This is a genomic window from Sphingobium xenophagum, from assembly GCF_031457465.1.
GTDB classification, from domain to species: Bacteria; Pseudomonadota; Alphaproteobacteria; order Sphingomonadales; family Sphingomonadaceae; genus Sphingobium; species Sphingobium xenophagum_A.
Genome location: NZ_JAVDWV010000006.1, coordinates 130,434 through 143,231, shown reverse-complemented (window position 1 = coordinate 143,231; position 12,798 = coordinate 130,434). Strand labels below are relative to the sequence as shown.

Genomic DNA, 12,798 nt, shown 5'->3' with positions numbered 1-12,798 from the left:
AATGAGGGACTTGTTTGCCTTAATCCGGACCATTATGACTGCACAACACGAAAAGATATCAACGAAAGATGCAGTAGAAATTAGAGCATCGCTGCATCGGCGGGCATTATTAGTGATCTTGGCCTTCAGAAGATTGCGGTTTCCATATCTGAATTAGTGATCACAATTGTAGATGCCGTGCTACTTGGGGCATATGTGATCAAACAAAATCCAAGATGAATCATAACGCCTCTACAGCATGGGCTTCTATGGTCACGCCAAGACGCCGACGGACCGCACCAAAAATAGCCGCAATGTTATCCATGCTAGGATTGCCTTTTTCAGAGAGCATCCGATGCAGGCTTTTGCTCGGATGCCTGGTCTCCTCTGCCAGCGCCTCAAAGCCAACCGAGGCGTTGACCAAATCACGCAGGATGAGCCGCGCAACATGCGGTTCGCCATTAAGGAAAGCGTTCGCCGCCTCATCAAGCATGGCTTTGGAGAAGGCGGGGTCGCGCATGGCGCGTTCCTTCACCGTTTCCTTGAAATCTCTGGTCAGCGCCATCTCGCTAATTCCTGCCTTTTTTGCCGGTCGCCCTGCGGACCTTGTATTCATTCAGCAGCACCCCAGCCTGATCGATGTCTGACTGTTGCCGCTTCTTCGTCCCACCTACGAACAGGATGACGAGTTCATCGCCATCTTTAGTGAGATAGAGTCGGTAGCCTGGCCCCCAATCGATCCGATACTCTCCCAGGCCACCGCCAATCCACTTTACGTTCGATACATTGCCCAACTCCAGCCGTAATATGGCTGTCGCCACTTTAGCGGAGGCCTGTGGATCCAGACCGTCGAACCATGACCGGAACGGACAGGAACTGTCCTCGCGGATATATTCCTGAACTATCAACTCATTGCCTTTCAAGTAACATATGTGTTACCATATGTCCAGCGTCTGCGATCAGGCGACCAGCCGCAGGCGGTCAAGCTTGGCGGCCCCTTGTGCCAGCAGCTTGGCGATTTCATCTGACGTGCGTCGCACGGCCAATTTTAGGGCTTCATCGACGTGAATATAGTCCTGCGTCACATTCTGTGATGCGTGACCCAGCATCGCGCGGATCGTAAGTTCAGAGAAACCGAGTTCGGCAGCAATGCTGGCGAAAGTGTGCCGCAAGGTGTGGGGCGTAACGCCCACTATGCCTGCAAATCCGCAGATACGTTGAAGGCAGGCACTGGCCGCCGTGAAGGGGCCGTCGCCTGTCGTGGCCGGGAAAACATGGGGATTACCTGCAACCTGTGGCTGCGCCACGATCACCTTGATTGCTTCTGGTCCGATCGCCCGGATTTGTCCGCCGGTTTTGGTGTCGGGGAAGGCGACAAAACCGCCCATCGGGTTCACCCATGCGCGCTCCATGGCTTGGCCTTCTTCACGGCGATATCCAGTCAGGAGCAACAATTTGATCACTGAAATCCCCGTCGGACTAACGCCCTGCTGCTCGGCATAGACCATGGCCTTGCCCAGCGTTTCGATCTCTGCAACGCTGAGCCGACGGGTCTTCTTATTGCCCGCCAGCTTCTTGGCGCCTTTGGTGGGGTGTTCGGAAAGCAACCCCTTATGCTTGGCATGGCCCAGGATCGCCTGGATCGTTCCGAGGCAGCGCGCAGCAACGCCGGGACCGCCGGTCGCCTTACCACCGCGCCCGCCGCTGCGGCCCTTCTGCGTCTTGTGATTTTTGACGTCGTCCTGCATTGCCTCGACGTCGGCGATTGTCAGATGCCGCGCTATGCGCTTGCCGATCAGGGGCTTGATATGCGTCTTGATCCGGCTTTCATCCATCGCCAGCGAGGATTCCTTTATCGGACGATTCTTGCGACCGAGAATCCTGCCAGCCCGCGCTTCGGTCAGATACCAGTCACACAACTCCGCGACCGTCATCTCCTTGCGCGCACGACGCGCCGCTTCGGCGGGGTCTTCGCCGGCCGCAACCTCCCCCAGCTTGATCTTCGCCAGATCGCGCGCTTGATCCACCGTAATGACGCCGAAACGACCGATCTTGACGCGCCTGATACGGCCTTCCTTGTTCATATATTGGATGACGAAGGTCTTGGTGCCGGTCTGTCCGATGCGGACCCCGAACCCTTTGATCTCAGTATCCCAGATGAACGCCTGACCCGCCTTGGGCGGGTTGAGAGCATCGACCGTTCGCTTGTTGAGCTTGGCCTGCGCCATGCGCGCCTCCTCCATTTTATTACGCGTGCCCTGAAAAACCGAAAAGTAATAAGGACGTAATAAAAATCGGTCGTTTCGTGGCAAATCAGAGGTTACTGCGTCGTAGCTGCGATGGCAATATCCATTTGAAAAGGCGCAGAAAATCGTAGAATGGCGAATTCTGGCGTAACGGCTCAGATCGGGTTGCCAAGGTTGGGGTCGAGGGTTCGAATCCCTTCGCCCGCTCCAGTTTTTCAAGGGTTTAAGCGCCGTCTGGCGGACCCTACGGAATAACGCCCCACCACATCCCCACTCGTCAGCATTGAAATCCCCACGCGGTTCTCCACCGGCGCGCTTTGCTGTTCGCCCCCGTCGGGGAGGGGTGCCTTGCCGTTCTACTTGCTTCAAAGAGGGTGTGCCCCCGGTGGGGGGAGGGTAAAATCGCCTCTCCCTAACGTTGTTAGAAAAGCGGCCTCGTGTCTGACTGACAAATAAAAAAATTGGCCGGAGCGTTTCCGCCTTGATCAGCCGAATCTCTGTTTCACATAGTCAGTGATCGAGTTGCCCATGAGTTCGGTCGTTGCGTTACCGCCGCGAACGAAAAACCTCTTTTGGTTGCCATCCTTCACGAAAGCAGCCTTGGGGCCTTGTTCGCAGCGAACTGCCAAGACCCGCACTCCGTCCTGTTCTTCGAAATGGGGATGAACGTAGGGGAGGAAAATGTCACCAATGCGATCCCTGATCAGGTTGACGAGATGCAGCCCCATCTTGTCCTCGTTGGGGAAGCCATCTGCAGACAAACCTAGAACCTCGCCGTTGTCGGAGACGCCAATCAGGAGCGTCCCGCCCTTTGCGTTCAAAAATCCTGTTATCGTTTTCAGCGCCGACAGGTGCATTTTCTCGTCCGGCTGGCCGGTATGCAGATTGGTGCGAAGCGTCGATTTGAATTCAACGGCCCCTGTTTCCCCTCCTGCTATCAGTTCCGCTATGCTGGCCGTCTTGATCGGCTCGGCTTTCAAATTGCCTGTAAGCCGCTGCCAAGCGTCTCTGACAACCTGGGCCATCCGCAGACGCCGGGCGACAAGAAACTCGCTGTAGGGCATTTCCCACCACAAAGGCGGCAAGGCGTGGAGGTGATAGACATGCTCCCGCTCCTGGCCGGACAAAGCCGCGTCGAGTGCAGGCACATAGGTCGTAGGAGGCTGCTTGCCGATTTTGATGTTGGCAGGCCATTCAACAGGGGCAAAATTGGCAATCTGATTGATCAGCTTGAGTTCGCTAACGCCTTGGTCCTCAAGATATCCGCGCGGGAACAGGTGGTGTTGCTCAAGCGATGCCTTTGACCCCTTGATTGCCGGATCGACCATTGCCGCAAGTTTCATGGGGCTGAACAGCACCGGAGCATCCAGCTTTATGAGCGCGGCCTGATAAGCGAACAGGGAAGGGCTGCGAGCGGCAGAGGTCGCCAATTGGCTTGGCAGCGTGATATCCCAATAATCCCCTGTCAGCGTTGTGGCGCAAATCTCCCTGAGGCGGGCAATGAATGCCTCCCCGTCAACCTGGCCCCGCACCATCGACAGATCAGACTCGAACCGCGTTTCGGGGGAGTTGGTGTAACGGCCCGTCATCGCCGCCATGAAGAAAAATTCTGCGATAAGCTGGCGCACCGTCGTCCGGTCAATGCCGTAATCGCGGATGCCGATCAGATAGAGGACATAGCAATAGATGATTGCAGCTTCCGAACTGATCATCTTTTGCCCGCGATAGCCCGCCAGCTTCAAGGCATCGAGATAATGATGCCAATTTGCGAGGTTGAGGACGGCCTTCTGCGCCTCCCGCATGAGGGAGAACTGGCCTTCTCGTTTCTCTGCATTGTCGAGGCCGGTTGAAGCATCGCGACCACGCAAGGCGCTATAGACGTTTTCCAGACGGGCACGCTTGAGCGCCAGCCCTACGGTTGCCCGCAACATCTGATCGGGCGATGGCTTGATAAAGTGATTGAAGGGCGAGGATTGCCCATCGCTGGGCATTGCTGCCTTGAGCGCAAAATCCTCCAGTTCAACGCGCCCTTGCTCCCAGAACACCGACATCAGCGTCATGATGAAATCGGCTTGATTGAGCGCCTTGCCCTTGCCGTTGATGCGAACGAAAACCTCAGCAATGGTCTGTTCGTCAACCGAGGCGTTCAACGTCAATGCGGTGAAGCTGTAGCTGGTGAGGTTCCGCAGTTTGTTGATCGACTTTTCGATTGTCCGGCTGTCATCCTTGGACAGTTCCCGGCTCTGAGACAGTTGCTCGACAAAGGCCTCGCGGAAATCAACCGTATCGAAACCCGGCTCCCAAAGTTTGGAGATATTTGTGATGTAGGAGCGATCCTTGCGGATAGCCGCGTCCGCCACATCAAAGCGTTGTGACAGCGGATTGAAGGCGATCTCAATCTTTTCCTTTTTGAAGTTCGCCCTTAGGACTTCCGCCCCCTTGATGACGGCATAGAGGGAAGTCAGACGCTGTTGCCCATCAACGATTGCCAGTTCGGGAACATGCTGTTTTGGCCCGGTCCCGATATTCTTTAACCCGCCTTCGCCGCCGGTTTTCCAGAACAACAGGAAGCCAGCCGGATAGCCGCGATAGAGGGAATCAAATAGGTCGCGAACATTGACGTTCGGCCACACAAACGGACGCTGCAATTCGGGCAGTCCGAGTTTGCCCATGTCGATATCTTCAATCAGGGAGGTGATCGGAACATTGCTGGGCGTGAAAATCGACATGCAAATCTTCTCAGTTGTAGCGGTTCGAACTGTCCAGTCCGGTCCGGTAGCCGTGGATACGGGTTTCTGTGGCGGGCCAGCGTGGCGTGATGTTTTTTAGGAACGGGTCGTCCGTCATATCACTGCGGATTGACGCGATATCGGCGGTATCCAAGCCAAGGGCCGGACCAATCAGGGCGTCGATCTTGTCCACCACCGCGTCAATGGCCTTGGCGTGATCGGCTTCCCGATATTCCTTCACGATGGCATCAAACTTGGTCCGCGTAGCAGCATCGGGCGGGATAGGCATGTCGAGCAGGATGGAACGATCCACCATTCTCTGTTCGGTTCCGGCACGGGCAGCAAGCGCCGTTGCCAAGCCAAGCGCGGCGGCCTCATCGGGAACCTTCACCCAATCGAGCAGATAATCTGAAATGCCGATATGCCAGCAATCATCCGCCACCAGCGCCTTGCAGGCCGGTGACAGTTCAATCTTGTCCGTGCCCTTGTTGAGGCTTTCCGACCATTCGACCTTGCCGCCTGTACCTTTCACGCCATCCTTGACCACATCGCGGAAGGGACGCAGCGACAGAGCAGCCAGTGCGGCAAACATGGCGGCTTCGGTACGGAAATGGTTTTCGCAGGCACTGACAAGATCGCCACGCAACGATTCTAGATTCAAAGCAACTTTGGCGATGCTATCGTTCCAAGGAAGGTTTCGGATAGATGTCGGATATATGTCGCTTCTATAGGTATTTAGATAGGATGATCTTCCGCACAAGGCATAGTAATGCCTATATATCCTAGACGTCAGAACAAGATCGAAAGGGACTTCAATCATTTCTTGATTTGGCGAAAATACGATTGCAGTGTTGGTAAATACCGAAGTTTTGGGATTAAACCTTGTTGCGTTAGGGCAGCGCTCGATTTTTGCTACCGCATATGAAACGCCAGGAAAAACCGATTGGTATTTAAATATGCCCATGTCGCTTGCTTTGGATATGTCAATATTCGTATCCAGAGGTTTGCCAACCATAGCCGTGGCGATGATGTTCTCGCCCTTATAAACGTCTCGTCCGCTGTTGTCTGACGAATGAAATTTCTTACCACGGAATGCGAGTCCATATCCGCAGAGGCTCCGCTTTTCCCACATGAGCGGATTCAGCTTAGGCGGGTCTAGGCTAACCGAACCGCGTCCCTCGCCCTTCTTTTTGTACCAATATTCCTGAAAGGCAGAGGACATTGGCGGGTTGGCGCGCAGCTTCTTAATGATGTTCCGACGCTCGGGCGTGATGCGGGTAACAATACGGCCATCGGGCGTGAACAGGTCTGCATAGTCGATCAACGATGGCGCGATGCCTGCAAGATCGAACGTCGGCCTCTTGCTGCCGTCGCCAAAGTCGATGCAGCTTTTGTCCGCCAGCTTGATGATAACCTGATCAGGTTCCCACCGTGCCCGGTTGCGCGTTGCCAGCCGCTCCCATGCGTCCTGATATTCCGGCGTAGTCGCTGCCAGCCTTGCATCAATCCACGGTTGCAGACGGGCTGCTTTCACCTGTTGCCCCTTCGGACCGTCCGGCAGTGGTTCGGCCTTGTCCAGCCACTTGGTATCAAGAGGCAGCCGGGGCGGTCTGGCCTCTGCAATCAGGACGATAGGCAGAACATCAGCATCGAAAATGTTGCGCCAGATAACCTCAAGATCGACAATTTCCTTGATCGTCCACCGTCCATCGGGACCGAACAGGCGGCGCAAATCACCGTTTTCCTTGGTGCCACAGATCGCTAGCGGGACAACGAAGCCCAAGCGGCCTGCATTCTCTCCCCACTTGTTCGGGCGACGGCACCAGCCATCAAGGGCGCGGTAGATGAACAGCGCATAGAGATTGGCTTCGGCTGAAATCCCCTTCCAACCGTGGTGATCGCTTTCAAAATACTCGCGCGTTGTATCGTCCAGTTCGCCGGAGCGTTCGGGGCGAACATAGGGAGGGTTGCCGCCGATCCCGCCATATTCCGGCTGGTCCAGTTCCACGAAGCGGCCATGCTGGGCAAACTCGACACCTGGACGAATGATGCTGTTCGCCTTGTCGCTGATCGCGATATCGGGAAATTCATCGGCAACAATCAAATCGTCCTTGAAACTGAGGACGTGCCAGAGAATTTGGATTTGCGCCAAGACCGCTGAAAAGGTGTTGAGGTCGTTGCCGGCCAGCCGCTCCAACGCGGCCACGACTTCGGGATAGGTCGCAAGACCCTGATCGGCATCCTCGCCTACAACCTGCTGGTAGCGTTCAATCAGGAAGGTGCCCGAACCGCAGGCCGGGTCCATGAAGCGATCTTCCGGCTTCAATTCCAGCCGGTCAACGATGTAACGAGCAATCGACGGGGGCGTGTAATATTCCCCGAATTTCTTGCGCTGTTCCCGGTCGAGAAAGCGGTCATAAACGCCGGTCAGGATATCGCCCTTTACGGTCGTGAAATCGTACCGGGAAAGCTGGTACATGGCCCATTCGATAGCGTTGGACAGGTTCGCGTCATTGGTGGCGAACACCCAATCCAGTTCGGTTTCATCGAACGCGGCGGCATATAGCGCCTGTGCCTTTTCGTAGGCCATCTTGAGCAGGCGGGTATAGCCGAAGGTGAATTTCTCTCTCAGCTTCTGAAAGGCTTCCACGCCGCCGTTGCAGAGGAAACGGTTGGGGCCAAAAAAGCCGTGATCCTCGAAAAACCGGATCAATAGGATACGGGCAAGGATCAGGTTCGCCGTTTCCGTGGCGAACATTTCCAGCGCCTGCTTGTCGTCCTTGGCGTTCACCCGTGCCCTGAATTCGGGCAAGCCATCTAGCGCCAGACGGGCGATGCTTCCGGCCTTTTTCAGCTTACGATTGAGGCGGGCAACGTCGCCGCCGTAACTCATCGCCAGTTCGTAATTGCCCGGTCTGGCAGAGGCGGTCAGCGTGTAGGGATCAAACGCCGCCTCAGGATACTTCTTGCCGAACTCCTCCCATGCGGTCGAAACGTCGGTTGCCATGCTCAACACCGATTGCAGGGTGCCAAGGGTGGATTCCTGCAAGTGCCCGGTCGTGTTCCGCAGGGTTTCGTAAAAGTTGCGACGGGCGACGGCGACCTGATTGCGCTGCCTCTTGTCGGCCGTATCGGGGGCAGTCAGTTTCTCGGTTGCGATCAGGGTGATATCGCCTTCCCGGAAGGCTTTGAGCCGTTGGGGAACACCTGCCACGCCATAGGCAATGCGGGCGAACTTGGCCCGGAAGGTCGCTTCATCGACCGTATCGTTCAAAGCCAGCACAATGTCGTTCGCGCTGTCATGCGCCGAAGTCATCACCGGCCTGGCAACGAAAACCGTTGGATCGACCATCACGAACCAAGCGGTATCGGGACGGACGTATTTGGCTTTCTGGGCAAAGATGGTTTCACGCTTGCCGGAAGTCGAAAAGGCGTCATGTTCGTCTTTCGCCTCGACAACCATCCAGTCGATATCGAGTGACTTTCCGTTCCGATCCTTAATTCCGCTTGGTGCGCGGCAAGTCACGTCCGGGCGTCCTGCTTCACCCGCGATATCAATATGAACAGAACTACGGGGATAGCCGAGTAGATCGCAAAAGAGATCACGGAGCGGGCCATACATGGCCGCTTCCTGCCCCTTCTTCGTCTCGCGAATCGTGCGGATTGCTTCGTCGAATGGACTTTCAGTTGTTTTCTTCGACTTCGCCACACGGCCCCCTTTTGACGCACCTAGCCCTTTGACGTCGCATTTTGCAACCGCCACGGCCCCGCATCACCAGCCGAATTGGCCTTTATCGTATTGAGAAGCAGGGAATTCCGCCATTCTCTGACTGTTTGCCGTTCAACCGGCTTTGGGTAAGCCGACCGTCAGTTTTGTTACGTCGCATTGCAAGGCGATGCAGAGGCGACACAGGACAGTAAAGGTGACGTTGCGCTCCCCACGCTCAACCGCCCCATAGTATGAGCGATCCACGTTCGCGACAAGCGCAAGCGCCTCCTGTGTCAGGCCGATGCTTTTTCGCTGCGTCCTGATCCTGTTCCCCAGATCGTGAAGGATTTTCCCTCGTCCATCGAACAGGATAGGCAAGAAAAGATGACTTTCCGTCCACGGGCATTTATACCTCATTTTGCCCTGAGGAGAGTCATTGGGGGTGCATCAGATTCGACCGGGCAAGCGCAAATTTCTCAGCAAAGGCGCTCAGCGGGCTTCCTAGAGGCTCCTGCACGGCATTGGCTGGCGCGTTGGCACTCTTCGCGCTTTCAGGGTGCCCGCGCCGCGCACCTTCGGATAGGCACCTATGGCAATGCGCTAGTGCGCTTCCTTTAGCGGGCGGCCGTCGGCCCGTACGCTCTCATGCCGCACAGATTTCAGGCGGTCGCTCGCGCATAGCGGTCGCGTTTGGCTTGCGTTGCTTTGCGGGCTTCAGCCAGCGCGCGCTCTTCGGTGGCGAAGAGCAGCCCGTCGAGTACGGCTGACAGATGGGCGCGCATTGCGGTGCGGGCCGCGACCGGGTCGCGCGCGCGCAGCGCATCGAGTACTGCCATATGCTCTTCGACCACTGGCTTGACGTTGGCGTGCCGCGCCTTTTCATGCAGGAGCGCGGCTTCGGGGGAGGTGGCGCGCACATCCCATAAATGCTCGATAGCGTTGACTATCGCAAGATTGCGCGTGGCCCTGGCGATGGCGAGGTGAAATTCGCGGTCGGCCCGTTCGGTGCCGTTGGCGTCGTTATTTTCCTCGGCGATGCGCTCGACCAGCACGGCGATCTCGGCAAGGTCCTCGTCAGTGACCTGCGTAGCCGCGAGTGCTGCGGCTTCCCCTTCGAACAGCAGCCGCGCCTCGGTCAGTTCAAAGGCGGTCACGTTGAAGCCTGGCCGGTCATCTTCACCGGGCAGGCGCAGCACATAGGCACCCGATCCGATCTTCACCTCGACGAGCCCCTGCACTTCGAGCGCGATGATCGCTTCGCGCACGGTCGGGCGGCTCACGTCGAACCGTAAGGCCAGATCGCGTTCGGCCGGAAGGCGGGTGCCGACCGGATAGTGGCCGCCGGTCAGTTCGTCGAGCAAGGCGCGCGCCACGTCCTGATAAAGCCGATCCTTGGATTTGACGGTTGCCATATGCGCTTTCTGGTAATACCAATATCGAGAACTTGACAGGCCGAAATGGGCAAGTCAATCGGTCATACCACATCCGCCTCTTGTAAAGCGAGTTACCTCTGCCATGAAAATCACTGCCGCCCGCGTCATCGTCACCTGTCCGGGTCGCAACTTCGTTACGCTCAAGATCGAAACCGATCAGGGGGTCTATGGTATTGGCGATGGCACGCTCAACGGGCGTGAACTCTCGGTCGTCGCCTATCTGGAAGAGCATGTGATACCATGCCTGATCGGCATGGACCCGCGGCGGATCGAGGATATCTGGCAATATCTCTATCGCGGTGCCTATTGGCGGCGCGGCCCTGTCACCATGCGAGCGATCGCAGCGGTCGACATGGCGCTGTGGGACATAAAGGGCAAGATGGCCGGCATGCCGGTTTACCAATTGCTGGGCGGTCGCAGCCGCGACGGGATCATGGTCTATGGCCACGCTAACGGCTCCGACATTGCCGAAACCGTCGAAGCGGTCGGCCAGTATATCGACATGGGCTATAAGGCCATTCGCGCGCAGACCGGGGTTCCGGGGGTCAAGGATGCCTATGGCGTGGGCCGGGGCAAGCTTTTTTACGAACCGGCCGATGCCAGCCTGCCTTCGGTCACCGGGTGGGACACGCGCAAGGCGCTGAACTATGTGCCCAAACTGTTCGAGGCACTGCGCAAGACCTATGGCTTCGATCATCACCTGCTGCATGACGGCCATCACCGCTACACCCCGCAGGAGGCCGCCAATCTGGGCAAGATGCTGGAGCCTTACCAATTGTTCTGGCTGGAAGATTGCACCCCTGCCGAAAATCAGGAAGCCTTCAAGCTGGTGCGCCAGCATACTGTCACGCCGCTCGCGGTGGGCGAGATATTCAACACGATCTGGGACGCCAAGGATCTGATCCAGAACCAGTTGATCGATTATATCCGCGCTACCGTCGTGGGTGCGGGCGGCCTCACGCATTTGCGCCGGATCGCCGACCTTGCCAGCCTCTATCAAATCCGTACCGGCTGTCATGGCGCGACCGATCTTTCGCCAGTGACGATGGGCTGCGCGCTGCATTTCGACACCTGGGTACCCAATTTCGGCATTCAGGAATATATGCGCCATACCGAGGAAACCGACGCGGTATTCCCCCACGATTATCGCTTCGAAAAGGGCGAGTTGTTCGTCGGCGACACGCCGGGCCATGGCGTCGATATTGATGAGGCGCTGGCCGCCAGATACCCCTATAAGCCCGCCTATCTGCCCGTCGCCAGGCTGGAAGACGGCACCATGTGGAACTGGTAAGGGCGCCGCAGGTAGGCGCGGTCCAGCGGGGGGGTGCCGCAGGACTGCGTAGTCTCCGATCGCAGCATCAATTACTAACCAGGCGACAAGACGGCGCGGCGGATATGTGGCCGGGCGTTGCCACCGCCACCATGGCCGGGCTGGCCGATCAAGCGTCGGGCCGTCAGGACTGCGCCGGTTTCCTGAGCAGGGTCCATAGCACGATGGCGGCCAGCAGATCGAGCGCGGCCAGCGCCACGAACAGCGGATTATAGCCGAAAATATCGGCGCTCTGCCCAATCAGCAGCGTGAACAACATGCCGCCGATCCAAGCCGATGTCCCGGCCATGCCGCTGGCCGTTCCTACGGTGCGCGCATCGAACACATCGGCACACAGGGTGATCAGCGCGCCGTTCAGCATCTGATGCGCAAAGCCGCCCACGCAGAACAGCATGATGGCCATGCCGGGCGAGGTGGCCAGGCCAATGCACGCGGGACCAATCATGCACAGCGCGCCCAGCGTCATCGTGATCTTGCGCGAGGATAGCATTGATTTGCCCCGTGCCATCAGCCAGGGCGGCAGCAGCCCGGCGGCAAGGCTGCCGAAATCGGCGGCCAGAAAGGGCAGCCATGCCCATAAGGCAATTGATTTGAGATCAAGCTGCCATACCGCCACAAGGTAGAGCGGGATGAAGAAATTGAAGGTCTGCCAGGCAGGCTCCGCCAGGAAGCGGGGCACGGCAATCGCCCAGAAGGAGCGGCTGCGTAAAACATCGCCCTTTGTTGCGGGTTTGGCAGCATCGGGCTGATTCCTCGCCGTTATGGCGTCGCGCTCGGCCTGCGAGAGGCGTGGATGGACGGCAGGATCGCGATAGCCGAACCACCAAATCCCCGCCCAGACCAGACTCAGCGCGCCGGTCACGATGAAGGCGGCCTGCCAGTTCCATGCGAGGATGCAGAAGGCAACGAGCGGCGGCGCGATCATATTGCCGACGCTGGTACCCATTTGGAACAGGCTGGTGGCCAGCGGGCGCTCCTTTGCCGGGAACCACTGCGCCACGGTTTTGGTGCCCGCCGGGATGGCCGCCGCCTCGGTGGCGCCCAGCAGCGAGCGGAAAAAGGCAAGGCTCATCCAGCCGGTGGCGAAGGCATGGGCCATATTGCTCAATGCCCAGCCGACCGCGAAGATGAAGAAGCCCAGCCGCGTGCCAAGCCCATCGAGCACCGCGCCCGCCACGGTCTGCATCACGGTATAGCTCGCCTGAAAGGCAAGGACGACCCAGCTATATTGCTCGGTAGTCATCCCGAATTCGGTCTTGAGCGTGGGCGCTGCCACCGAGAGAGTCGAGCGGGCGAGATAGTTGAGAATCGTGCCGAGCGTGATCAGCGCGATGATCCACCACCGCAGCGGGAGTTTCCTGAACATCATGTG

9 protein-coding genes are annotated in these 12,798 nt (G+C 57.7%); 1 reads left to right on the top strand and 8 read right to left on the bottom strand.

Translation table 11 applies throughout. From position 1 onward, the window contains the following. Window positions 1–220 precede the first annotated feature (220 nt). The 7 genes from J2W40_RS07785 to J2W40_RS07755 form a co-directional block, all read right to left on the bottom strand. A complete protein-coding gene (locus J2W40_RS07785) occupies window positions 221–544 on the bottom strand; it encodes a helix-turn-helix domain-containing transcriptional regulator (protein WP_310223305.1) in 324 nt (107 codons plus the stop codon). A 4-nt stretch (window positions 545–548) separates the two neighbouring features. Continuing rightward, on the bottom strand, window positions 549–902 hold the full coding sequence (locus J2W40_RS07780) for a type II toxin-antitoxin system RelE/ParE family toxin (RefSeq protein ID WP_310223303.1): 354 nt from the start codon (window positions 900–902) through the stop codon (window positions 549–551). Window positions 903–938: 36 nt separating this feature from the next. Further along, window positions 939–2,207, bottom strand: a complete 1,269-nt coding sequence (locus J2W40_RS07775; RefSeq protein ID WP_310223538.1) for a tyrosine-type recombinase/integrase — start codon at window positions 2,205–2,207, stop codon at window positions 939–941. Between the two features lie 503 nt (window positions 2,208–2,710). Continuing rightward, window positions 2,711–4,954: a GmrSD restriction endonuclease domain-containing protein gene (locus J2W40_RS07770; RefSeq protein ID WP_310223301.1), complete on the bottom strand. Its 2,244-nt coding sequence runs from the start codon at window positions 4,952–4,954 to the stop codon at window positions 2,711–2,713. Between the two features lie 10 nt (window positions 4,955–4,964). Beyond that, window positions 4,965–8,663 carry an N-6 DNA methylase gene (locus J2W40_RS07765; RefSeq protein WP_310223299.1) on the bottom strand — a complete coding sequence of 1,233 codons (3,699 nt, stop codon included), beginning with the start codon at window positions 8,661–8,663 and terminating at the stop codon, window positions 4,965–4,967. A gap of 132 nt (window positions 8,664–8,795) precedes the next feature. After that, window positions 8,796–9,080, bottom strand: a complete 285-nt coding sequence (locus J2W40_RS07760; RefSeq protein ID WP_310223298.1) for a helix-turn-helix domain-containing protein — start codon at window positions 9,078–9,080, stop codon at window positions 8,796–8,798. A gap of 242 nt (window positions 9,081–9,322) precedes the next feature. Then, the gene (locus J2W40_RS07755; RefSeq protein ID WP_310223296.1) at window positions 9,323–10,075 is read right to left on the bottom strand and encodes a FadR/GntR family transcriptional regulator; all 753 of its coding nucleotides are present in this window, start codon (window positions 10,073–10,075) and stop codon (window positions 9,323–9,325) included. 103 nt (window positions 10,076–10,178) lie between these two features. Between J2W40_RS07755 and manD the strand changes: the two genes are divergently transcribed. Continuing rightward, window positions 10,179–11,387 carry a D-mannonate dehydratase ManD gene (gene manD, locus J2W40_RS07750; protein ID WP_310223294.1) on the top strand — a complete coding sequence of 403 codons (1,209 nt, stop codon included), beginning with the start codon at window positions 10,179–10,181 and terminating at the stop codon, window positions 11,385–11,387. A 163-nt stretch (window positions 11,388–11,550) separates the two neighbouring features. Here manD and J2W40_RS07745 read toward each other — a convergent pair whose 3' ends face one another. After that, window positions 11,551–12,792 (bottom strand): MFS transporter, encoded by a 1,242-nt coding sequence (locus tag J2W40_RS07745; protein WP_310223536.1) that lies wholly within the window; start codon window positions 12,790–12,792, stop codon window positions 11,551–11,553. Between the last annotated feature and the right edge of the window lie 6 nt (window positions 12,793–12,798).

Coding starts and splice junctions, on each gene's coding strand:
- J2W40_RS07775 (WP_310223538.1), bottom strand. CDS start 2,207: ATGGCGCAGGCCAAGCTCAACAAGCGAACGGTCGATGCTCTCAACCCG.
- J2W40_RS07785 (WP_310223305.1), bottom strand. CDS start 544: ATGGCGCTGACCAGAGATTTCAAGGAAACGGTGAAGGAACGCGCCATG.
- manD (WP_310223294.1), top strand. CDS start 10,179: ATGAAAATCACTGCCGCCCGCGTCATCGTCACCTGTCCGGGTCGCAAC.
- J2W40_RS07755 (WP_310223296.1), bottom strand. CDS start 10,075: ATGGCAACCGTCAAATCCAAGGATCGGCTTTATCAGGACGTGGCGCGC.
- J2W40_RS07745 (WP_310223536.1), bottom strand. CDS start 12,792: ATGTTCAGGAAACTCCCGCTGCGGTGGTGGATCATCGCGCTGATCACG.
- J2W40_RS07760 (WP_310223298.1), bottom strand. CDS start 9,080: ATGAGGTATAAATGCCCGTGGACGGAAAGTCATCTTTTCTTGCCTATC.
- J2W40_RS07770 (WP_310223301.1), bottom strand. CDS start 4,954: ATGTCGATTTTCACGCCCAGCAATGTTCCGATCACCTCCCTGATTGAA.